Source organism: Kribbella antiqua, assembly GCF_004345665.1.
Classification (GTDB): Bacteria; Actinomycetota; Actinomycetes; order Propionibacteriales; family Kribbellaceae; genus Kribbella; species Kribbella antiqua.
In genome coordinates this window covers 271,507-292,564 of sequence record NZ_SLWR01000004.1, presented here as the reverse complement: position 1 = coordinate 292,564, position 21,058 = coordinate 271,507, and the positions used below count along the sequence as shown (strand labels likewise).

Genomic DNA, 21,058 nt, shown 5'->3' with positions numbered 1-21,058 from the left:
CGAGAACCTCAGCGGCGGTAGTAGTTCTGGTGCTGCCAGCGACCGCGCTGAACCTTGCCGATCAAAGCGATCCAGAACAGACCCCACAACAGCCATGGCGCGGTCATTGCGATCGAGGTGATGACAAGGCCGATCATCAGGATCGGCGCCAGCATGAGGAACGGTGGCGGCGGACTGCTCCGGCGCTGCCGCGGCCTGACTGCTTGCGGCGACCACGGCCCCTGCACCAGTTGCAGCTCCGCCCGGTCTGGAAGGTCGTCGAACAGGGGTGTCAGCTCGTCGACATACCTCGCCCGGGTCGCCTGCTCACTGCGTTCCTCGAACTCGTCCTGCGTCAGCCGCCCCGCCACGAAGTGATCGCTCAGTGTCGCCACGGCCTGATCGCGCTCGGCGTCGCCGATACGGATCGGGCCGCGGCGTTCGGGCAGGCTCATGACCGGTCCTGCTCGTCGTCGTCGGCGAGGATGCCGTACAGCTTCCGCCGCAGCTCGCCCAGTGCCTCTTTGGCCCGCGCTTGCTGGTCCGGCGTACCGGTCGCGAGGATCTGCCACATCGCTGTCGCCACCTGGCCGAGCAGCGGCTTCAAGCCGTTCTCGTCCTCCTCGGTCGGGGTGCTCATCGCCTCCCACGGCGCCGACACCTCGTCGGCGTGCTCGGCGACGTACGCGCGTCCCTCGTCCGTCAACGTGAAGGTCCGGCGACCGACCTCGGCGTCGGCGGTGACCAGTCCCTCGTCCTCGAGTTGCTGCAGGGTCGGGTAGATCGAGCCCGGGCTCGGCTTCCACACCCCGCCGCTGCGCTCGGCGATCTCCTGGATGATCTGGTAGCCGTTCATCGGCTGCTCCGCGAGTACGGCGAGAATCGCGGCGCGCACATCACCCCGCCGGGCCTTGGGTCCGCGGTACCGCGGCGGCGGTCCCCACGGCGGTCCGAACTGCCCGCCGAACATTCCCCACTGCGCCCCGAACCCGTGCGGCCCGTGGTGCCCGTGGTGGGTCCGCCGCCCGGTCATCGCCGCGCGCAACTCGTCCTTGATGTCGTCGAAGGCTGAACAATGCCGCGCGAACTGCGCCCAGGGCCACCCCGTCGCGTACGTCGATCCGGTCATCCCGACCACCATCCCTCACAAGAGAATGCGATACGTCGACGATATATCGCGATCTATCCCCACCCAAGAGCCTCCAGCGGCTTTTCAACCCTCCTTCACCTGGTGCGGCAGCGGCCCTCCGGTCAGTGGGGGAGGCCGGTGAGGTTGGCCATCAGGGTCATGTGGTGGGTGAAGTAGTCGGCGCGGGCCTGGATCATGTCGTCGAGGCGGCCGAAGACTTCGAAGTTGAGGACGCCGAAGAGGTGGGTCCAGGCGACCAGGATGCGATCGAGGCGCTCTTCCAGCAGGTCGCCCTGGCGCTCGTCGATGAGGCGGCGGAGGTCTTTGCGGAGCGGGGCGACGATCGGTGATGCAGTCAGTGGTTCGAGGCGGTTGCCTGCGTCGACGACGATCGCGGCCAGCAGCAGGATGACCTTGGCGGCCGGCTCGACGGTTTCCGGTGGAGCGGCGTAGCCGGGGACCGGGTTGCCGTAGATGAGGCCGTACTCCGCCGGATTCGCGAGTGCCCACGTGCGGACCGCGGTGCAGACGGCCATCCAGCGGCCGCGGAAATCATCGCGTCGTACGGCGGCATCCGCTTCGGTCGCGGCCGCGGCGAGAGCGTCGTACGCGTCGATGATCAGGGCGGTGAGCAGGGCGTCGCGGCTCGGGAAGTAGCGGTATAGCGCCGAGGCAACGATGTCCATGTCTCTGGCCACGGCGCGCAGGGAGAGGTTCGCGCCGTCGGTGGCGAGGTGCCGGCGGGCGACGGCCTTGATCTCCTGGCTCATCTCCGAGCGGACCCGGGCGCGCAGTGATGGTGCGGACATGCCTCCAGTCTGACACAGGTCGAGAACGCTGGAACGCTGCGAGAACAGTGTTCTTGCTTCGGACTGGTGTACCTGAGTACAGTGAACCTATTCGAGAACGGTGTTCTCGAAGTAGAGCACAACAGAAGGGTCCGCCATGTCCTTGCACGTCATCGTGGGAGCCGGTCCGGTCGGAACGGCCACGGCGCGATTGCTCGCCGCTCGAGGTGAACAGGTCCGTGTGCTCACTCGAAGCGGCAGTGGTCCGGATGGTGTCGAGTGTCTCGCTGTCGACGCGACCGACGCCGATGCGCTCATCAAACACACCGAAGGAGCTGTGGCCCTCTACTCCTGCGCCGGACCGGCATACCACCGCTGGTCCACAGACTGGCCTCCTTTGGGTACAGCGTTGATCCGCGCAGCTGAGGCGACAGGCGCCGTACTGGTGACGACCGGAAACCTCTACGGCTACGGCAAGGTCGACGGCCCGATCACCGAGGATCTGCCACTGCGGCCCAACACTGTGAAGGGCCAGGTGCGAGCCAAGCTGTGGACCGACGCCTTGGCCGCACACGAAGCCGGCCGAATCCGGACCGCTGAGGTTCGCGGGTCGGATTACCTCGGCGCACGAGCGGTCACGCCGTTCAGTGTCCTCGTGTTGCCGAAGGTACTGTCGGGCGGCCGCGGCTCGGCACCGGCCGACCTGGATGCACCACATAGTTGGACGTACGTCGGCGACGTCGTCCGCACGCTGGTCGCGGTCGCGGCGGACGAGAACGCCTGGGGACGGGCCTGGCACGTCCCGACGCCGGCGCCACTGTCCGTCCGGGCTCTCGCAACGCGCGCCGCCGAGCTGGCCGGAGCGCCGGCAGCCCGCGTCGCCAAGATGCCTGGCTTCGCGCTACGCCTCGCTGGTCTGTTCAATCCGGACGCGCGCGAGATGATCGAGACGCAGTACCAATGGCAGGGCCCGTTCGTCCTCGACTCCACCGCCGCAACTGTTGCCTTCGGCATCCAACCGACGCCGACCGACGACGCGCTCCGGGAAACCGTCGAGAGTATGCGCGCCCAGGCGAAGACCGCCTGAGTGCCGTTTTGACTGCCCTGGGAACATGACCTAATGAGTTCGACGAGATCCGGGCGGGCGCTGCGGCGGTTGATCATCTTTCTGGTGGTGCTGGCGATCCTGGCGGTCGCCGCCGACCGCGCGGCCAAATGGCTCGCCGAGGACCAGCTCGCGACGATGGCCGAGCAGGAGGCCGCACAGTACGACGTACGCGCGGCTGACACGTCGGTCGACATCGGCGGCTTCGGCTTCCTGCCACAGTTGGTCAAGGAGGAGTTCTCGACGGTCACGCTGACCATGCAGCAGCCGACCATCTCGTCGATCCCGGCCGAGGACCTGACCGTGGCGATGAGCGGCGTCCACGTGCCGCGTGCGGCTCTGACCGGTGGAAACGGTGCGGCGGTCACTGTCGACACGACCGACGTACAAGTCCGGCTTTCGCCGTCCGAGCTGGCCAAACTCGCCGCCCGCACGACGGGTGTGGACGATCTGACGATGCGTGTTGTCGACGGCAAACTGCATGCGCAGTTGTCTGTCCGCGGCATCGAGGCCGACGCGACCATTCGGCCCACGACGAAGAACGGCCGCATCGTCCTGGCCGTCGACGAACTCTCCGACTCCATTCCCTCTGTCGTACGCAACGCCATCACGTCGCTGCTCGCGAGAGGCATCGCCCTTCCCAAGCTGCCCTTCGGTGCGTCCCTCAAGCAGGTCGCCGTACAAGGCTCATCCGTGGTCCTCACTGCTACCGCGGCCAACCTCAAACTCGCTGGTTGACGTACTCACCGAGGGTTGACGCCGGTGGTGGGTGGCGGCAAGCTTCTTGACATGCGTTGGGCGAACCCTTGTTCGCCTAGCGAACAAGGAGGACCGCCCGTGACTGTTGCTCGTGAACTGCTGATCGGTGGCAAGAGCACGCCTGCGATCTCCGGCCGGACGACGCCGGATCACAACCCGTACACCGGCGAGGAATACGCGACGGTGGCCGCGGCCGGCGTGGAGGATGTCACGCTTGCTGTCGATGCGGCCGCGGCCGCCTTCGACGGGTGGGCCGCGACGAGTCCGTTTGCCCGCAGAGCGATCTTCCTGCGCGCAGCCGATCTGCTGGAGAGTCGCGCGGACCAGGTCGCGGATCTGATGGCCGCCGAGGTGGGCGGGACCCGCCCCTGGGCCGGATTCAATGTGCAGCTCGCCGCGAACATGCTGCGCGAGGCCGCCGCGGCGATCACAGCCGCTCGTGGCGAGGTGCTGGCGGCGCAGGAACAAGGGACCCTTGGTCTGGCGGTGCGCGAACCAGTTGGGGTGGTCGCCGCGTTCGCGCCCTGGAACGCTCCGATCATCCTCGGCGTGCGCGCTGTCGCGGCTGCGCTCGCCGCCGGCAATACCGTCGTACTCAAACCGAGTGAGCAAGCTCCGATCGCGTGCGGTCTGTTGATCGCGGACATCCTGGATGAGGCCGGCTTGCCGGACGGCGTACTCAACGTCATCACCAATGATCTGGCCGACGCCGCCGCGATCGCCGAAGCGTTGATCGCGGACTCGCGCGTACGGGCGGTGAACTTCACCGGATCCACTGGCGTCGGCCGCATGATCGGTACGCACGCCGCCACCCACCTCAAGCCGGCTCTTCTCGAGTTGGGCGGGAAGAACGCGGTCATCGTCCTTGACGACGCGGACGCGGATCACGCGGTCGCCGCGGCCACGTTCGGTGCGTTCATGAACTCGGGGCAGATCTGCATGTCGGCCGACCGGCTGCTCGTGCACGAGTCACTGGCCGCGGAGTTCACTCGCGCGTTCACCGCCAAGGTGTCCGCATTGTCAGCCGGTGATCCGGCTGAGCCGTCGACCGTGATCGGCCCGTTGGTCAGCAGTACTGCGGCTCAGCGCGTCGCCGCCTTGGTGTCCGACGCCGTCTCGAAGGGCGCCACCCTGCTCACTGGTGGAGGCGAACCCGACGGCGCTGTCTACCCGGCGACCGTGCTCACCGACGTACCCAAGGACGCGGATCTGTACTACGCCGAGGGTTTCGGCCCGGTGTGCGTGATCGACACCTTCGCCACCGACGACGAGGCCGTGGCGCTGGCCAATGACACCGACAACGGCCTCACCGCCGGCATCATCACCGAGAACGCCCTCCACGGCCTCAGCGTCGCGCGCCGGATCCACACCGGCATCGTCCACATCAACGATCAGTCGGTCGCCGACGAACCCCAGGCCCCCTTCGGCGGCGTGAAGTCCTCCGGCTACGGCCGCTTCGGCGGCCGCTGGGGCATCGAAGCCTTCACCAACACCCGCTGGCTAACCCTCGCCACCGAACACCCGCACTACCCGTTCTAGCTCGCAGTCGCGCTCGACCTCCTGGCGACGGGAGTAGCATGAGGTGTCTCTGTGAGGTTGATCCTTATGGGTGCATCGGTGTTGATCGGGGGGCAGGAACATGCGCGCCCATTGACCTCAGGTATGAAGTTGATGCTTGTCGTCGCCGGCATCCTGGTCTTCCTGGTGGGGATTCAGCTTTTTGTTCTGACCGAGCACACGGCTCGGTATTTCGCCTGGACCGTTAATCCTCCGCTCACGGCCGCGGCCCTCGGCGGGGCTTACTGGGCCAGTGCGGTGATGGAAATACTTGCCTCGCGTCAGCGGACGTGGACTCGAGCGCGTATTGCGGTGCCCGCCGTACTGACATTCACGGCGTTGACTTTGGTGACCACGGTCCTTCACCTCGATCGTTTCCACCTGGGCGAGAAGTTCGCCGTAGCCACCCAGGTGGCTACGTGGGGGTGGATCGCGGTCTACGCGGTGGTGCCTGTCGTGATGAGCATTTTGCTGGTCCTTCAACGTCGGGCAGCCGGCGTCGAGGTGCCGCGACGGAACTCTTTGCCGCGTTGGCTGAGGGCTGTTCTTGGCCTCCATGCCGTCGTGATGCTCTCGTTGGGGTTGAGTCTATTCGTAGACCCAGAGGCGACATTGGTGTTGTGGCCGTGGATGCTTACGCCCCTGACCGCGCGGGCTATCGGCGCCTGGCTGCTGGGATTAGGGCTTGCTGCAGCTCATGCCGCGGGAGCGAACGACTGGGGCCGCGTTGCGGTGGCAACTCATTCGTACGGTCTTTTGGGAGTACTGGAATTGGTGGCGTTGATGCGCTATCCCGACACTGTGGACTGGGGCAGACCTGCCGCTTGGGTATTCGTTCTCTTTCTGCTGAGTTTCCTGCTGGTGGGCGTCTATGGGTGGATTATGGCCACTCGAACCGCACATAGATCAACAGTCAGTTCTACTGAAGCTGGATGAAATGTTGCACAGATCAGTTGCTGTTATCGGGGCCGGCTTCGCCGGGCTGCTGAGCGCCGCGGCGGCCGCGCAGTCCGGCGCACAGGTCACCGTGTTCGAGCGCGACCGCCTGAGCGACACCCCGGACCATCGCCCCGGCGTACCTCAGGGACAGCAGCCGCACGTCCTCCTCCACCGCGGGTTGCGAGCGTTGGAGTCGCTGCTTCCCGGCGTCGAACGCGACCTGCTGGACGTCGGTGGTGTGAAGATCAACACCGGACGGATGCCCTGGCTCAGCCCCTATGGCTGGTTCCCGGTGGACCCGCCGGCGTACGACATCGTGTCGCTGACCCGACCGTTCCTGGAACTGGTGGTCCGGCGCCGGGTACTGGCCGACGAACGCATCGACCTCCGCCAGGGCGCACGGGTGCGGTCCCTGGTACGTGCGGGTCAGCTGTGGGAGATCCAGTGCGCGGACGGTTCGGCGGCTGTCGCCGACCTGGTCGTCGACGCGTCCGGGCGGAGCTCGCGGCTCTGGCACTGGCTGGGCGAACTGGGGGTGGCTGTACCCGAGCCGGCCATGGTTGATGCCAAGCTTGGGTACGCCGCCCGCCGGTACCGGGCTCCCGCTCCCGTGCCACTCCGGTCAGGCGTCGTCATTGCCGCCTCGCCGGACACCGAAATGGGCGCGCTGGTGCTGCCGGTGGAGAACGACGAGTGGCTGGTCGGCGCCGTCGGCTATGGCAGCAAGCGGCCTCCGCGTGATGCGGCGGAGCTCGCTACCTACCTCCGAGAGTTGCGCGATCCGGCCGTCGCAGAGCTCGCCGCGGTCCTCGAACCGATCGGCGACGTGGCCGTTCACCGCCAGACAGGCAACCGACGGCATGCGTACGGCCACGCCCGGAGCTGGCCGCCCGGCCTGCTGGTGGTCGGTGATGCGCTCTGCGCGTTCAACCCGGTCTACGGCCAGGGCATCACGGTCGCCGCCTGTGAGGCCGCGCTGCTGAGGGAGCTCCTGTCACCGGGCGTGCCATTAAGCGTGGCGGACACCCGGCGCATTCAGCACCGCCTGCACAACGTCACTGATCTGCCATGGGCCGTGGCCACCGGGGAGGACCTGCGATATCGAAGCAGTGACACCAAGCCCACCCGCCGACAGCGCCTGACCGCCAGGTGGACCACCCGGATGACTCAGCTCGCCGTGGGCGGAGACCCAGCATGCCGAGACGCATTTTCCCGGCTGTACCACCTAATGGCGACGAGCCGCGTACTAATCAGCCCCGGCGTCCTCTGGGCAATGGCCCGATCGCTTATTCGCGGGCTGCCACCCCCCGCACCCCGCCCGACCGCGCTGGACTGGCTGCCAGCCAGCGAGACCGACCGCACAGCCGACCCGTAGGGCTCGTGGGATCCGTTCAAGACGCTATATTCCGCTGGGTGCGATTGCGCTCTTTGGCCGTGGCAACTAGCCGGCCTGTACGTCGGACGACGACGCGCATGCAGGCCAGAGGCGGTCGTCGGCGGCGCGTTCCTTCAGGCGCCGAACGAGGTCGCGGAGGCTCTGTCGGTACGCCGATTCGACCGCCCTGGCGTCGCGCCGGCCGACTCCAGCGGGCAGAAGTGACCAGAAGCTCTGCGTCAGCCGCCACGCCTCTGGGCCGCTCGGCAAGATCACCAGCTCACCGCCAGCTGGAAAGGGGCCTGAGAGCTGGCGGGTTACTGCTCGTCGACCGGGCTCCATGGCCACGACTTCGAGCATGCTACCGAGTCGACTGTCGTCGCCCTGGTACACGAACACCTGTATCTCGCCGACCCCGTCTGGTGTCCCAGGCAGGTGGGCGCCGAGGACTATGGTGTCCGAGAGCACGACCGAACTCGCCGGATCCTTCATGAACGCCCAGACCAACGGCGCAGGCCGTGGAAGGTCAACTGTTGCGGACTCAGAAACGCGGATCGGGCCGCTCGCCCTGCTGACGATTTCTAGGCGAAACGCGTTCGTGCTGTCACGACGCCCTCAAACGGTCGCCCCAAGCGTCCGGCCAAGGCCGCAGCCGACTCGCCATCGATAACCCCGCGTGATCGCGGAACTTCGCCTTGCCGGCTTATCGGATGGGGATAGCCGAACGTTACGAGCGGCGGATTAGAAGGCCGCCGGGCCACGTCGACAGGAGCGATCTGAGCCTCAGGAGCCGCCCTGAGTCCGAACCTAATCGACTCCAGCAACGCTGCTACTCGCCAGTTCGTCCCACAATCTATTCCACAGAGGCCCAGGATTCCGACTCGAGCTGAGCTGGGATGGACGTGCTACCCGACCCGGCCAGCGTGATCACGACCACGGTGCGGTGGCGTCATTGAGGCGAGGAAGACCGTGGCTGCCTTAAGGATCGCCAGCCGCCATCGCATCGCCCGTCAGGCTGGCTTGCCGCGCCTTCCCTTCCGCCGCCTCGACTCCGGCCGCTCCCCGATGCGCCTTAAGTTGTTCAGCGACTGCCGCAATCCTGGGCGGCTCGTGCCACCCTTCGCCGTGTCTGGCCGCCTCAACCGTCCGCCAATCGCCGCCCCTTGATGCCGTACCGCACGCTTCAGCTGGCACGGCGCGGGGCCAGGTCCGTCGCGATGGCTCGCCAGCTCACGCTGCGACCGGCGCACCGACCGGACTGTGATGACCTGAGCCAAAGCTGCTATCGCCACACCGAGCAGTGCCGAACCTGCGATGCTGTCCTGGCGCATGGACTGCGGGAGAAACAGGGGAGGACCGTCATGGCACGGCAGATCATCACGACCGCGAACGCGCCGAGTTCGCCGCTCTTCAGCCAGGGAGTCAAGGCCGGACCTCACGTGCTCGTCTCGGGCATCGTCGGCATCGACCCGAGCACCGGCAGCCTCGCCGGAAACACGATCCAAGCTCAGACGAGACAGGCGCTGACGAATTGCGAGGCGATCCTCCAGGCCGGTGGCGCCAGCCTGGACGACGTCATCGAGGTGGGCGTCCTGCTCACAGACTCCGCCGACTTCGCCGGCCTGAACGAGGAATACGCGCGGTGGTTCCCGTCCGAGCCGCCGACTCGCTACGTCGCCAAGCTCGGTGTCGAACTGCCCGGACTGCTCGTCTCGATCCGGATGACCGCCTTCGTCGGGTAACGCAGCTCGCCAGCTGCAGCCAAGGCAGGCCGTCATGGCGAGTCCAAGTTTGGTTGACACGACCAACAAGAAAGCCGAACTCACGGCCAAGGGATTATGAGTCCAGCGGCCGTTTCCACAGGCGCCTACTTCCGGCTCCGGGAGTTCGTGTCTCGACCCGGTCTGACCACTCTGCCAACGCTATTTGACTCCACTCGGCCGCACGAGTGGCCCCACGCCGGCCATTGATTCCCCCGCCGCCCCGCAGTGCTGAGTGGCGGCATTGAGCTGGCCCGCGGACCGATACACGCGCGCCGCGATGACCTGGGTTTTGCAGCCATCACGGGCCCAGCGCCACCGTCACCTCAGGAGCATGTCACCCAGGCCAACGACCCCGCGTCGGAGAAAGCGAGCGAACGCTGAAAGGGCGGCGCGCCGCGCTCGTGTCGGCGCCGAAGGGCCTGTTCGGAGGATGTCGCCAGGGGATGGCGCGCATACGATCTTCAGGTGACCGGGTCCTGGCTCCAGGCTGGCGTCCGCGGGCGTCGCCCGGGGCGGGCTGTCGTCCGCCGGTTGGAGCGGCTGGCCGATCTCGGCGCTCGGCCGGAGGACACCCACGACGAGCGGCTCCGACAGGGCACGCTCATCTTCTCGTCGCTGCTGATCACGGCGATCTCCACGATCTGGGTGACCACGTACCTCGCCTACGGCGACCCGGTCTCGGCGGCGATCCCAGGCTTCTACCAGGTGATCACCGTCATCGGGCTGGCCGTCCTGGCCCGGACACGGCGTTTCGCCACGTTCCGCACCACGCAACTGCTGGCGTTCCTGGTGCTGCCAGCTTTGCTGCAGGTCTCGCTCGGCGGATTCGTGGCGTCGAGCGCGATGATCCTCTGGGCGGTGTTCACACCACTGGCGGCGCTCGCGTTGCTCGGTATCCAGCGCTCCGTGTCGTGGCTGGTGGCGTTTTTCGTCGAGTTGGCCGCGCTCGCCCTGGTCGATTCCCGACTCGCACAATCCCCGTCGGCGCTGCCGCCCGGCTTCGTGGTCACGTTCCTGGTGCTGAACATCGCGGGCGTCATGGTGAGCGCGTACGTGATGCTCAGCTACTTCGTGGAGCAGCGGGAGCGAGCCCATCGGGACCTCCGGGCCGAGCGGGAGCGTTCGGAGCGACTCCTGCTCAACGTGCTGCCGGAGCCGATCGCCGAGCGCCTCAAGACAGAGCCAGGGGTGATCGCGGAACATTACGAGGCGGTAAGCGTGCTCTTCGCCGACATCGTCGGCTTCACGGCGCGATCGGCGGTGATGGCGGCGGAGGACGTCGTGAAGCTGCTGGACCAGGTGTTCTCCGCGTTCGACCGGATCGCTGACGCCGAGGGGGTCGAGAAGATCAAGACGATCGGCGACGCGTACATGCTGGTCGGCGGCCTACCGATGCCGCGGCCGGACCACCTCGCAGCGGTCGCCCGTACCGCGCTCACGCTGCGCGACGAGGTCGCCCGGATCGCAGCCCTGCCCGGTCAGGACTGGCTCGCGGTCCGGATAGGAATCGACTCGGGACCGGTGGTGGCCGGCGTGATCGGCCGGCGCAAGTTCATCTACGACCTCTGGGGCGACACCGTGAACACCGCGAGCCGGATGGAGTCCCACGGCCCACCCGGCGAGATCCAGGTCACGGGACGGGTGGCCGCCGCCCTCGGCCCGGAGTTCGCCGTACGTCCACGCGGCACCATCGAGGTCAAGGGAAAGGGCCCGATGCAGACCTTCCTCCTCGACCGGCCCTAGCGCCCGCTGACGGCCCGATCGTGGTCGCGAGCTTCCGTGAAACCGTTGCCCAGCACGGGATCCCGGCCTCGACGCTGACCGACAATGGCATGGTCTACACGACCCGGCTGTCGGGCGGCAAGGTGGAGCGGTTCCAGCAGACGATGGAGAAGTGGCTGCGCGCTCAGCCGATCCAGCCGACAACCATCGCCGAGCTGCAGGTGCTGCTCGACGCCTTCGTCGACGAGTACAACCACCGCCGCCCGCACCGGTCACTCCCGCACCGAGCCCCCCGCCACCACCTACACTGCCCGCCCCAAAGCCGCCCGCAGCACCAACCGGACCACCGACACCCACGACCGGGTCCGCACCGACCGCGTCGACGACGCCGGCTCGGTCACCCTGCGCCGCGCGGCAAACTCCACCACATCGGCATCGGGCGAACCCACGCCCGAACCCGCGTCCTGCTCCTGATCCAAGACCTTCAAATCACCATCATCAACGCCGCCACCGGCGAACTCCTGCGCGAACTCACCCTCGACCCCACCAAGGACTACCAGCCCCGCGGCCTCCCACCAGGCCCCAAACGCAAGAAGCCCCGAACCCAATGAGGGTTCGGAGCTATGCCGATGTCCTGAGACATCACACGGTGCCCCCGGCAGGATTCGAACCTGCGACGCACGGTTTAGGAAACCGACGCACGCCACCGGCATACGCCCCTCCAGGCGTAGGCAAGCACCAATAGTTCGGTTGTTCTTGACTTCGGTTGACCCGAATCAACACCCCTTTGTACCCACAGTGTTCCCACGCTGAGCTGCTGGCAGGCTCTGGGGATAGAGCAGTGGTTTCCTAAACCATGTGCCGCAGGTTCGGATCCTGCCGGGGGCACTCAAATAGGTCCTGTTTATGCCACGCCCGTCGATCCGCCCAGATCGAGGGGCAGTTGCGCTGCGTGGCCGCGTCAGTTCGCTTCTGCCTGATGTCTGGCGACGTTCCGATATCGCCAGAGGCCGTTCTGACCGGCCGACACCATAGGAACAGCGCTGACCTTGATGGCGGCCAGTTGCTGCTCGAAGCAAACAGGTGACTGAACCCGCGCGGCACTCAATCGTTACCCGTATCGATGTCGATACCGTTGCCACGAGCTGTAACGGGCAGGCGTGAGGTGCGATAGTCAGACAGAGGGTCAATGCGCGGGGAGCGCGTCATCATGGGTGTGGGGGAACAATGGATTACGTAATTCTGGCCACCGGGACGGACACCACGGGCGATCGGCTTGGGCTCGTCGGCAAAATCCTTCTCGCTATCCTCGGCCTCATTTTGCTGGGCATCCTTGCCACGATTGCAGCCGCCCTTTGCGTAGTCGTTGGACCAGCGCTCCTTATAATTGCATTCTTCGCTTGGCTCTTCGGCGCTTCTTGGGCAGGCGAGGTAGCCATCGGTGGAGCTGCATGCTCGGTAGTTGGCCTATTTGCCCTCGCCGGAAACAGTTAGTTCTAGTCGCTGCGGTGGCGGATACCTGTGCAAGGGGTGTGTGGCAACCGTGCGGGGCCGGACATCAAGGCGGTGCGGTGCCAGGCAACACGAGGAGGCGGTGGCGCCATCTTGAGACAGGACCGCCTCCGAAGCGTTGAGCGTCAGGAGGCACCCGGCGCCCCTGCTGATGACTCGCGCCCGTTGGTACTGCCTAGCCTCAACTAGCCCACGGTCTTTCAACTCGGCGATCGCCCGGCTGACCGTGCCCACGGACACGTTGTGGCTAACGGCCAGGTCCCGCGCATACGGAAGTTCCGAACCACTGGATACTGGCCGGCCACGATCGCGGCCTATAGTTCGGCGACGAGTTTTGGTCAAGTCCATCCCTGTGGTGTAGCGGTCGTGTCGCGTGATCCTCTGGTTGGTCAGGCGCTGAGCGCCGGGATGTCGGTGTCTGTGGTGGTCTCCTGCGTGGTCTCGATGAGGGCGAGTCGGGCCTCGACGTCCTCGCCAAGGCCCGCCTCACCGCCATCACCGACACCACCTCCACCACCGAGGAGGTGGCACCCGACACCGACCTCAAGGCGCTCAAGCGCCTGACCAACCAACGGATCACGCGACACGACCGCCACACCACGCCAATGGACTTGACCGGACGGCCACCCGGACCCACCCCACAAAGAAACAGGTGAACCCACGAATCGTGGGTCCACCTGTCCGGGATGTCCGGAGACATCACCCAGTGTGCCCCCGGCAGGATTCGAACCTGCGACGCACGGTTTAGGAAACCGACGCTCTATCCCCTGAGCTACGGGGGCGCGACTTGGGACAGCTTAGCGGTTACTGGGTTAGGGCGGTGACGCCTAGGTGGCCGGAGATGGAGGCGTAGCGTTCGGCGTAGAGGGTGGTGCAGCGGGAGGAGGCGCAGCCCGAGCCTGCGAAGGTGATGCCGCGGATGGTGGCGGTGGAGCCGCTGGGGCGGGTGTAGACCGGGCCGCCGGAGTCGCCGCCGACGATGGCGATCTGGCCGCCGCGGGTGGCGCGGATGACGTAGGTCGTACAGCCGTCGGTGTCGCAGTACTTCGCCGAAGTAGAGCGGACGGTGATGCCGCAGAGCGACGTACTGAAGCTGCCGGACTGGCAGACGACCGTGCCGATGCCTGGGTCTGCACCGCCGGTGACGGTGCGGGTGTTGGCGGCGTCGCCGGGGCCGTCGGTCCAGATCTTCGGGCCGTAGGCGCTGCCGGTGAGCAGGGACTGGTCGTAGTCCGGGTAGTTGGTGCGGAGCGAGGTTGTGCCGTAGTAGTTGCTGCCCGACTTCCACACCGTGCCGACGCCGCCGCAGTGCCCGGCGGTGACTGCTCCGCGTTGGCCGTTGGATCGCCGTACGACGGAGAAGCCGGCGGAGCAGTTCTTGAGGGTCGAGGTGATCCGGGCTCCGCCCCAGTGGCCGCCCTTCGGGGTGTCGCTCAGCCGGGAGGTCCGTTCCAGCGAGCCGGCCACGAGGTGTACGCCGGAGAGCTTGCGCAACCCTTCCAGCGACGCGGCGGAGGTGCTGGCTTTGTCGTACTCGACGACGATGTCTTCACTGACCGGGTCGAGGTCGGCCGCGAACGTCGTACGCGCGGCATCGGTCGACCAGGAGCGGGCACCGACCGCGTTCCAGGCTGCGGCGATGGACTTGGCCGAGCGGCAGCTGCGTTCGAGGCCGACCATCTGCTTGCCGGCCGCGGGAAGGTGGCGGGACATTGCGGCCTGGTACTTCTTCTCGTCCAGGACCGACTGGTCGACCACGACCTTGAAGCCAGACGACGCTGAGCCGACCACGCCGATCACGCCGCGGCTCAGGCCGTAAGGCAGTCCGGACGTGGGCCGGCCGGTGGCGTCGAGCGGCTCGAGCGACCGTACGGCGATGCTGACGCCTTCGCCGAGGGACTCGCCCAGAGGGCGCGGGTCGGACGCCGAGGTCGGCTGCGACAGCCGCTTCGAGTCGACCGAGGACACACTCGGCGACGCGTGTGAGCAGGCCGCGGCACCGGTCGACGGACCCGCGGCGCCGGTCGACGGACCCGCGGCGCCGGTCGACGGACCCGCGACGCCGGTCGCGGGGCCGGTGGCACCAGCCGTGAGGCCGATTGCGAAGAGTGAGACGGAGCCGAGAGCGAGCAGCGGGACGGTAGCTGAGAGTCGCAACGTGGCTCCCCAATCGGTGGACGGCCTCGATAAATCCTCCGGTCAGGGACTCCGCTTAGTCAATAGCCGATCACCGTCCGCAAGCAAATTTGACTACCGTGCGCGAGCGTATCTCGCAAGTTCACGCCCGTCGGCGCCGTAGAACTCCAGCGTCGACGCGTCCACGGCGATCCGCTTGGCGGACTGCAGAACGCCGGTGTGCGGCACGTTGTCGCACCCGATCAGCCGCTGCATCCCCGCCTTCGCGGTGAATTCGCCGCGCTGGCCGATGTTGTAAGTGCCCTGCAGCCCGTTGCAGCCGTCCGAACCCGTCCACGTCCCGTCCGGGCGGAACACGAGCACCGGGTCCTCCGGCCGCTCCGCGCTCAGCGCCTTGAGCCCGGCCATCTGCACCGGCCGCCACGTCCCGGACACGGTCTCCACCGATGGCTCGGTCTCGACCGCGGAAGTGGACGCCGGAGCGTTGCCCCCGGCAACCGGTAGCTGTACGGGCGTACTCCGGCCGCCGCTGAGGCCGAAGGTCGCGGCGGCGATGGACGCGACCGCGACGGCGGCCGCTGCGGAGATCATCCAGGTACGACGCTGGGCCCGGCGCGCGTCTGTCGTCGCCCGCCCGGTCAGGTCAGTTGCCATCGGCACCGAAGCCGCGGCTCGGTCGAAGGTTCCCCGCAGGTCATCCTCGAGATCGGTGTTGCTCACGACAACCTCTCATGAAACGTGGTGGGACTGCCTGGCCTTCCTCAGCGTGGCCAGCGCCCGGCTGGCGGTGGAACGCACGGAAGACGGTTTGATGCCGAGCATGTCGGCGATCGTGCGGTCGTCCAGGTCCTGGTAGTAACGCAGCACCAGCACGACCCTTTCTCTGGCTGACAACTCCGCGAGGGCTCGCCAGAGGTCGTCGGAGTTCACGATGTCGGTGGCGGGGTCGGGCACCGGGTGCGGTGGATCGATTTCCGCGGACGGCGACTCGGTGAACGAGCGCCGGCGCGTCATCGACAGGTAGGCGTTGACCAGGATTCGCCGGACGTAGAGGTGCGGGTCGTCCGCCTTCCGCACCTTCCGCCACGACCGGAACGCCTGCATCAGCGCGATCTGGGCCAGGTCCTCCGCTCGCTGGTAGTCGCCGGAGACGGTGAACCCGAGACGCACCAGATCCTGCCCGCGTGCGGACACGTACTCCTCGAACTCCACTCGCCACTCCCCGGCTGGGCGTACAACACCTCACACTTATTAGACGCACCGAGTAGCTCAGAGTGCTGCAACGGTCGGCACACAGTTGCATTTCACCACCGCAGGTGGACTAGACCAGCAGGAACGCGCGTACGGCGGCCCGCCCCTGCGGATCGCGCTGCACGCTGTGGCCGCTCCCCGGTACGACGACCAGCCGGGCGTCACGCGCATGCTGCTTCTCCCACTCTGCCCACGCGACCGGGCAGAACAGGTCGTTGCTCCCGTGCAGGATCAGAGTCCGCGGCAGCAACTCCTGCGCAGCCGGGTACGTCGACACGCGCTTCGCCGGCCAGCGCATGCACCCCTCGATCACCAACTGGTTCCGTGCCGTGCGTCTGTCGTACGGGTAGAGCTGCTGCGGATCCAGACGTCGTACGGCGGCCTCGACGGCGGCAGGGCGGTCGGTCGAGCCCGATGACCAGGGGAAGCGCAGGTCTGAGCACAGGGTTGCCAGGTGCAGTCCGGCGGACAGGTCGTCGTACGGCACGCTCTTGCTGCTCACCTGTTGGAAGAGCTCCTTCAAGCCGGTGTAGTCGCCGTCTCGTGCGGAGTGCAGGATCGCTGGGATCCCTTTGAGTGAAGGGTTGAAGGAGTTGAGGCTGGAGACCGACAGGCTCTCCAGCAGGCTGGTGCCGTTGAGTGGTGCGCCGTCGAGTTCGCCATGCCGAACCAGCCAGGCCAGGTCGGCCACGGGGTCCGTCGTACAGGCAGGGTCTTGGCGACAGGCTGCTGTGAGCACTCCGCCTGTCGCGGCCATCAGGTCCACGCCGAACGGGTCAAAGCCCTTGTGTGGAACGACGGAGTCCAGCACCAGCGCTTGCACATGGTCCGGGTACTTCAACCCGTATTGCGCTGCCGTGAAGCTCCCGTAGGACGTACCGTCCAGCGTGAGGCGGTCTACGCCGAGGTGCCGGCGTAGTAGCTCGATGTCCTCGGCTGTGTCCGGCGTGCCGTAGTAGCCGAGGCCGGGGCCGATGCGCTGAGCACATTCGTCGACTGCTTCGGGCGGTGGGGTCAGGTAGTCCGAGCCGCCCACAGCCGCTTGCAGGGCAGGACAGTTGATGCCACGAGAGCCAGTCCCGCGCTGGTCGAACATCACCAGCCTGTACTCGCGGAGCACGTCAGCGTCCAAGTTGTTGCGTACGCGCGCCAGCAACGGCACGCCTGGTTGGCCGGGACCGCCGGTGAGCATCAGCAGCACACCACGCGGTGCGTCGACGTTGTCGGCAGCTGCGACCGACAGCTCGAGGCTCGGGCCGTCCGGTCGTTGGTGGTCGAGCGGCACGCGCAGCGTCGTACAAGTGAAGGCTGCAACGCCTGCACAGGCAGGGGATTCTCGGGGACTCGAGCAGTCGGCGCAGGCGAGGAGCAGCGCGCACAGCAGGCCGATGAGTCGCATGCACACCTCCCGGATCGTTCAGCGTGCAGCTTCGACCGTGCGGTGGCAAGAGCCGTTGCCTGCCTTGCGGGTCGACCCCAGGGAGGGACCCGCAAGGCAGGCGCGGGTTGACCCCGGTCCGGACGGCTTCGGGGGGCGCGTCCGGTGCAGGGTCAGCGCAGGCCGAGCGACTTGATCAACTCGGCTGTGACCTGGCGTGGGGCCGGCAATACGCCAGGCTTGCCCTGGCCCTCCAGCGAGGTGGCGACCAGACGGCGGCAGCCGAAGGCTTCCACCGTGTAGGACAGCACACCGCGGTCGTTGTCGGTGAACCGCAGTACGTACGTGGGGCCGAGCTCCTGCGTGCAGTAGGTCGGCTTCTTGGCGACTGGTTTCGGGCTGTTTACGAGCCCGAACAGTTCCGTTGCCTGCTTGCCGTTGCGCTTGGTCGTGACGGTCGCGTAGTCCTGCCCGGACGCCTTCGCGTCGTACTGGCAGATCGTCACGCTGACTGGCTGGAATAGTGACTTCTCCGCGCCCTTGCCCCACGCGACCTTGTCGGTGGCGGCGCGGATCGCGGCGATCGTGTCTGGGCAGTCCATGCTCGGGGTGCCGCTGGGGGTGGGCGACGGGGTAGGGGTGCCGGGGGTGGTCGGCGTTTCGGTGGGCTGGGCGGCGGGCGGGGACGTGGTGTTCTCGTTACCGCAGGCGGCGGTAGCTCCGAGCACAGCCACTACGAACGTCGCACCGATCAGGCCCCGTGTCCGTAGTGCACTCACGACTCGGTCCTTCCGGGTTGGCAAGGGCTCAATGATGGTCGACAGGGGTCACGCACGCGGTGCCAAACCATCACGGCGACGCGTCTTTCCGGTCACGCCTGCGGATTGTGTGGCAACCGAGGCAGACCTGTAACGTCCGCGCGCTGTTGGGCCGCGTCCGTTGGCCCCTGTTCTCTTGAAGGACGGCCCCGGAGGCGCAGACGTTGCGGCTTACGATGGGCAGCCGTGCGGAGTCTCCGCCAGGACTTCCGCGCCGAACGGCGGACGCGACCGCACCGTAGGTCCAGCCGGGCGGCGCGGTCGTTCAGGGCGAGTTGGAGACCGGAGAACAGCCGCGCGTCGATTGAGGTCCGGCGCTATCTTTGCGGTATGACGAGCCCGTACGAAGACGACGAGCCGCTCCTGCCCGAGCAGACTCGCGACGACGATCCGCGGAGCTGGGGCGAGATCGACTCCGACGCCGATGACGACGATCGCATCCTCCGCGAGGTCCCACCCCACCACGGATGAGCCCTTCGGTCCTTCTCGTCCACGGCGGGCTGTGGGATGCCATGGACGCGGAACGCTTTTGGTGTACGACGGGGATCGCCGGCGGACTCACGTCGTACGGACTGACCGTACTGGCGCCTGATCGTCCGAAGCAGCCGAGTGGGTGGGACGTCGAGGTGGCGGCACTGGGCGAACTCTTCGGGAATGCCCACGACCCGCTGATGATCGTCGGTGCGTCCAACGGATGTACGACGGCTGCCCTTCTGGCGTTGAGCTTCCCGGACCAGGTCGAGCGGTTGGTGCTGGCCTGGCCGGCGACCGGTGGGGATACGGCGGTGAATGCCCGAGCGCGGGAGGGGATGCTCGCGCGGGGATGTTCGGCCGACGTCGCGGACGGGCTGCTGGCGGGCGAGACGCTGCGTGGGGTGACGGACGGTGAGCTCGCGCGGCTGGGCGAAATCCCGGTGGCGGTGCTTCCACCCGTGCCGGAGAATCCGTCCCACCAACGAAAGACGGTCGACGCTCTGCTGGGGCTGATCCCAGGAAGCCGCGAGCTTGCCGGCTGTCCGGAACCGCCCTTGCCGACGTTCCCGCCGCACCTGGACCAACTGGTGAAGACGATCGCGGAGTTCGCGCAGGGGTGACGCGCCAAGAGGGGGATGTGCGGTGGAGCTTCGGGAGTTCTCTGACGGGTACGGCGTTCTGGTCGCGGGCTGGGCTCGGGACGCGCACGAGGTCGCCTTGCTGTGCGGGCGGGTGGAGTACCCCTTTCCGGAGGAGCTGACGGGAAGTTGGCGAAAGGTCGCCGACGACATTCGGTCGTACTTGCTGTTCGACGGGGATCAGGCCGTCGGGTACGGCGAGGTGTGGCTCGACGATGAGGAGGACGAGGCCGAGCTCGCCCGGATCATCGTCGATCCGGGGGTGCGGGGGAAAGGCATCGGGCTGGAGTTGGTGCGGGGGTTGCTCGGGCCGGCGTTGGCGGCCGGGTATCCGGAGGTGTTTCTGCGGGTGCGGCCCGAGAACGCGGTGGCGATCCGGACGTATCAGCGGGTCGGGTTCGTCGACGTACCGCAGGCGTTGATGGATGAATGGAACGCGGCGCAGCCGGTGGCGTACCGGTGGATGCGTTTTGCGGGGGAATAGCAGGTCAGCAGGAGAGTAGGTAGACGCCTGGCGAGCTCAGGGACAGAGGTTGGGTGCGCCTACCTACTCCGCTGTAGTGCGGGCGCGCAGGGAGTCGCGGATCTCGGTGAGGAGTTGCTGGTCGGTGGTCAGCGGGTCGGGCTCGGGCTCCTGGCCGCGGGCGCGGCGCTCGGCGAGCTTGTTGAGCGGCAGCACGATGAAGAAGTAGACAGCGGCGGCGACGAACAGGAAGTTGAGTGCCGCCTGCAGGACGGCGCCGACCGAGAACTGCGCGTTGTTGATCTCGAACGTGAGGACCTTGCTGATGTCCGCCTTGCCGAAGATCGCCGCGATCAGCGGGTTGATCAGGTTTTCGACGAGCGCGGTGACGATCCGCCCGAACGCGGCGCCGATGACGACCGCGACGGCGAGGTCGACGACGTTGCCGCGCATGACGAATTCCTTGAAGCCCTTGAGCATGTGGTGCCTCCACGAAGCGGTGTGCAGTACCCCGACAAGTTAGGACCGCGAGCCTGCCAGGGCGAGAGAGCACGCCGGATACGACGCAACGTGTCTGCACCTGTCCGATAAGTGATCACCTCAGCTGGTGTCCGGTGTCAGGGCGACGGTGATTCTCGAGTTGGTCGTGGCCTGGGCGAGGCGGCTCGCGGTCTCGGGGCTGGTGGCGACCACGATGAGCGCGCCGGAGGTCGTCGTACGTGAGGCTGGTAGAGCGACCACGCGGACTGCTGAGGCGAGGAGGGTCCCGGAATCGGCTGGGGTGCTCGAACCGGCGTACAGGTTGATGCGGTCGCCGACGCGGAGGAGGGCGCTGATCTCGGCGTCGTCGATCCGGAGCGGGTAGGCGACCGAGCCGGCGGGCACCGACGGTGGGGCAAGGAAACGCGCGTCGGTGAGTGGCTCGCCGGATCGGACCGGCCCACTCAGGACGCGCGCCTTCAGGTCGGCGCCCGGTTTGAGGGCACCGTCGGGGACGAGCCCGCTGGGCAGGTCGAGTGTGCGCAGGTCGGAGTCAGCGGGCACAGCTCCGCCGGCGAGATCGCGCGCCGCGGCCAGTACGGCGACTGTCGGCGGCGGAGGAGGGGACAGGGCGACGAGCCCGAGGTACACGGCTGCCGCGGCGGCAAGCCCGGCCAACAGCCGACGATGCCACCGGGCGAACCGCAACAGCTCACGGAAAGGAAAGGGAGTCTTCATGCCAGAGAAAGTACGAGTTTCTCCGGCACCCACCCCTCAGTTATCCACAGGGGA

General features: G+C 67.1%; 24 protein-coding genes and 2 tRNA genes. 12 read left to right on the top strand and 14 right to left on the bottom strand.

Annotation, left to right across the window (positions count from 1 at the left end; all coding sequences use genetic code 11):
* Positions 1 to 8: 8 nt before the first annotated feature.
* The 3 genes from EV646_RS13955 to EV646_RS13945 form a co-directional block, all read right to left on the bottom strand.
* On the bottom strand, positions 9 to 434 hold the full coding sequence (locus EV646_RS13955; RefSeq protein WP_132148410.1) for a DUF1707 SHOCT-like domain-containing protein: 426 nt from the start codon (positions 432 to 434) through the stop codon (positions 9 to 11).
* On the bottom strand, positions 431 to 1,108 hold the full coding sequence (locus EV646_RS13950) for a PadR family transcriptional regulator (RefSeq protein WP_132148408.1): 678 nt from the start codon (positions 1,106 to 1,108) through the stop codon (positions 431 to 433). The genes EV646_RS13955 and EV646_RS13950 overlap by 4 nt, the downstream gene beginning before the upstream one ends.
* Before the next feature lie 122 nt (positions 1,109 to 1,230).
* A complete protein-coding gene (locus tag EV646_RS13945; RefSeq protein WP_132148406.1) occupies positions 1,231 to 1,917 on the bottom strand; it encodes a TetR/AcrR family transcriptional regulator in 687 nt (228 codons plus the stop codon).
* Positions 1,918 to 2,053: 136 nt separating this feature from the next.
* Between EV646_RS13945 and EV646_RS13940 the strand changes: the two genes are divergently transcribed.
* The 5 genes from EV646_RS13940 to EV646_RS13920 all read left to right on the top strand — a co-directional run bounded on the left by EV646_RS13940 (position 2,054) and on the right by EV646_RS13920 (position 7,631).
* The gene (locus EV646_RS13940; RefSeq protein WP_132148404.1) at positions 2,054 to 2,983 is read left to right on the top strand and encodes an NAD-dependent epimerase/dehydratase family protein; all 930 of its coding nucleotides are present in this window, start codon (positions 2,054 to 2,056) and stop codon (positions 2,981 to 2,983) included.
* 33 nt (positions 2,984 to 3,016) lie between these two features.
* Positions 3,017 to 3,739, top strand: coding sequence for an LmeA family phospholipid-binding protein (locus EV646_RS13935; RefSeq protein WP_132148402.1), 723 nt, complete (start codon positions 3,017 to 3,019; stop codon positions 3,737 to 3,739).
* A 99-nt stretch (positions 3,740 to 3,838) separates the two neighbouring features.
* Entirely contained in the window at positions 3,839 to 5,299 is a 1,461-nt protein-coding gene (locus EV646_RS13930; RefSeq protein WP_132148400.1) for an aldehyde dehydrogenase family protein, read from the top strand.
* Between the two features lie 66 nt (positions 5,300 to 5,365).
* Positions 5,366 to 6,253 carry a hypothetical protein gene (locus EV646_RS13925; protein WP_132148398.1) on the top strand — a complete coding sequence of 296 codons (888 nt, stop codon included), beginning with the start codon at positions 5,366 to 5,368 and terminating at the stop codon, positions 6,251 to 6,253.
* Between the two features lies 1 nt (position 6,254).
* A complete protein-coding gene (locus tag EV646_RS13920; protein ID WP_158290964.1) occupies positions 6,255 to 7,631 on the top strand; it encodes an NAD(P)/FAD-dependent oxidoreductase in 1,377 nt (458 codons plus the stop codon).
* Positions 7,632 to 7,697: 66 nt separating this feature from the next.
* Here the strand turns inward: EV646_RS13920 and EV646_RS13915 are convergent, their stop codons facing one another.
* Positions 7,698 to 7,991, bottom strand: a complete 294-nt coding sequence (locus EV646_RS13915; RefSeq protein WP_132148394.1) for an SRPBCC family protein — start codon at positions 7,989 to 7,991, stop codon at positions 7,698 to 7,700.
* 1,001 nt (positions 7,992 to 8,992) lie between these two features.
* Between EV646_RS13915 and EV646_RS13910 the strand changes: the two genes are divergently transcribed.
* From EV646_RS13910 to EV646_RS13895, 4 genes are all read left to right on the top strand, one after another.
* Positions 8,993 to 9,373: a RidA family protein gene (locus EV646_RS13910; RefSeq protein WP_132148392.1), complete on the top strand. Its 381-nt coding sequence runs from the start codon at positions 8,993 to 8,995 to the stop codon at positions 9,371 to 9,373.
* 486 nt (positions 9,374 to 9,859) lie between these two features.
* Entirely contained in the window at positions 9,860 to 11,137 is a 1,278-nt protein-coding gene (locus EV646_RS13905; RefSeq protein ID WP_132148390.1) for an adenylate/guanylate cyclase domain-containing protein, read from the top strand.
* A gap of 20 nt (positions 11,138 to 11,157) precedes the next feature.
* Positions 11,158 to 11,727, top strand: a complete 570-nt coding sequence (locus tag EV646_RS13900; protein ID WP_199236965.1) for an integrase core domain-containing protein — start codon at positions 11,158 to 11,160, stop codon at positions 11,725 to 11,727.
* Positions 11,728 to 11,939: 212 nt separating this feature from the next.
* Positions 11,940 to 12,001: transfer RNA gene (locus EV646_RS13895), tRNA-Arg, on the top strand.
* 582 nt (positions 12,002 to 12,583) lie between these two features.
* Here the strand turns inward: EV646_RS13895 and EV646_RS40950 are convergent.
* From EV646_RS40950 to EV646_RS13855, 8 genes are all read right to left on the bottom strand, one after another.
* Complete coding sequence (locus tag EV646_RS40950) at positions 12,584 to 12,976, bottom strand: GntR family transcriptional regulator (RefSeq protein WP_132148388.1); 393 nt, start codon at positions 12,974 to 12,976, stop codon at positions 12,584 to 12,586.
* 41 nt (positions 12,977 to 13,017) lie between these two features.
* Positions 13,018 to 13,215 carry a hypothetical protein gene (locus EV646_RS13885; protein ID WP_132148386.1) on the bottom strand — a complete coding sequence of 66 codons (198 nt, stop codon included), beginning with the start codon at positions 13,213 to 13,215 and terminating at the stop codon, positions 13,018 to 13,020.
* A gap of 122 nt (positions 13,216 to 13,337) precedes the next feature.
* Positions 13,338 to 13,410 (bottom strand) — tRNA-Arg (locus EV646_RS13880).
* Between the two features lie 22 nt (positions 13,411 to 13,432).
* Positions 13,433 to 14,785, bottom strand: coding sequence for a S1 family peptidase (locus tag EV646_RS13875; RefSeq protein WP_241995916.1), 1,353 nt, complete (start codon positions 14,783 to 14,785; stop codon positions 13,433 to 13,435).
* Between the two features lie 93 nt (positions 14,786 to 14,878).
* The gene (locus tag EV646_RS13870) at positions 14,879 to 15,484 is read right to left on the bottom strand and encodes an META domain-containing protein (RefSeq protein WP_132148384.1); all 606 of its coding nucleotides are present in this window, start codon (positions 15,482 to 15,484) and stop codon (positions 14,879 to 14,881) included.
* Between the two features lie 9 nt (positions 15,485 to 15,493).
* A complete protein-coding gene (locus EV646_RS13865; protein ID WP_132148382.1) occupies positions 15,494 to 15,976 on the bottom strand; it encodes a SigE family RNA polymerase sigma factor in 483 nt (160 codons plus the stop codon).
* Between the two features lie 109 nt (positions 15,977 to 16,085).
* The gene (locus EV646_RS13860; protein WP_132148380.1) at positions 16,086 to 17,414 is read right to left on the bottom strand and encodes an alpha/beta hydrolase; all 1,329 of its coding nucleotides are present in this window, start codon (positions 17,412 to 17,414) and stop codon (positions 16,086 to 16,088) included.
* Between the two features lie 152 nt (positions 17,415 to 17,566).
* The gene (locus EV646_RS13855) at positions 17,567 to 18,172 is read right to left on the bottom strand and encodes a hypothetical protein (RefSeq protein ID WP_241995914.1); all 606 of its coding nucleotides are present in this window, start codon (positions 18,170 to 18,172) and stop codon (positions 17,567 to 17,569) included.
* A 369-nt stretch (positions 18,173 to 18,541) separates the two neighbouring features.
* On the opposite strand from EV646_RS13855, the gene EV646_RS39285 reads away from it, so the two are divergent.
* Genes EV646_RS39285 through EV646_RS13845 form a run of 3 tightly spaced genes read left to right on the top strand, consistent with a single transcriptional unit; the run spans position 18,542 to position 19,807 of the window.
* Entirely contained in the window at positions 18,542 to 18,682 is a 141-nt protein-coding gene (locus EV646_RS39285) for a hypothetical protein (protein WP_199236964.1), read from the top strand.
* A complete protein-coding gene (locus EV646_RS13850; protein ID WP_132148378.1) occupies positions 18,679 to 19,305 on the top strand; it encodes an alpha/beta fold hydrolase in 627 nt (208 codons plus the stop codon). The genes EV646_RS39285 and EV646_RS13850 overlap by 4 nt, the downstream gene beginning before the upstream one ends.
* A gap of 22 nt (positions 19,306 to 19,327) precedes the next feature.
* Positions 19,328 to 19,807, top strand: a complete 480-nt coding sequence (locus EV646_RS13845) for a GNAT family N-acetyltransferase (RefSeq protein ID WP_132148376.1) — start codon at positions 19,328 to 19,330, stop codon at positions 19,805 to 19,807.
* 63 nt (positions 19,808 to 19,870) lie between these two features.
* On the opposite strand, the gene mscL is transcribed toward EV646_RS13845, so the two are convergent.
* Positions 19,871 to 20,266: a large conductance mechanosensitive channel protein MscL gene (mscL, locus tag EV646_RS13840; RefSeq protein ID WP_132148374.1), complete on the bottom strand. Its 396-nt coding sequence runs from the start codon at positions 20,264 to 20,266 to the stop codon at positions 19,871 to 19,873.
* Positions 20,267 to 20,386: 120 nt separating this feature from the next.
* A complete protein-coding gene (locus EV646_RS13835) occupies positions 20,387 to 21,004 on the bottom strand; it encodes a CpaB family protein (RefSeq protein ID WP_241995912.1) in 618 nt (205 codons plus the stop codon).
* Between the last annotated feature and the right edge of the window lie 54 nt (positions 21,005 to 21,058).